Annotated in this window: 1 pseudogene; it reads right to left on the bottom strand. The window is 29.7% G+C overall.

Annotation, left to right across the window (positions count from 1 at the left end):
• Positions 1-417 (bottom strand): annotated as a pseudogene (locus KH893_RS12570) (hypothetical protein); the annotation flags it as partial.

Here is a 417-nt window from a genome sequence, read left to right as displayed (position 1 = left end):
TAATACTGCTTTGCAAACTATTAATACTATGTGATGCCATGTGGAATAAAAAGGCAAAGACACTGACAAGAATTTCAGCAAAAATTAAAAGAACAGCAAAATAGACTGTTAACGGCATAACACCCATTACTCGATAGGAAATCATCGTAATCAAAACAATTAAAAAACCGGGAATGAAAGTAATTAAAAAAACAATTTGATCATGAATAAAATATTTCCAAGCATCCTGAAATTTTGAAACGCCTTCTAAGTAAGCAATATTAGAAGCACGCAAACGTTTAAAATTAGCTACGATGAGAACAACCAATAAAATAAGCAATAGTAAGATTAAAAAAACAGCAAAATAATTATCACTTAAAAAATTATAAATAATCGTATTCCAATTGCCACTATCACGTTTATAGTGCAGTCCCAATC

Source organism: Liquorilactobacillus sicerae (assembly GCF_029916425.1).
GTDB lineage: Bacteria > Bacillota > Bacilli > Lactobacillales > Lactobacillaceae > Liquorilactobacillus > Liquorilactobacillus sicerae.
Note: the sequence above shows the minus strand (reverse complement) of the source record. Positions and strands in the feature narration are given on the sequence as shown.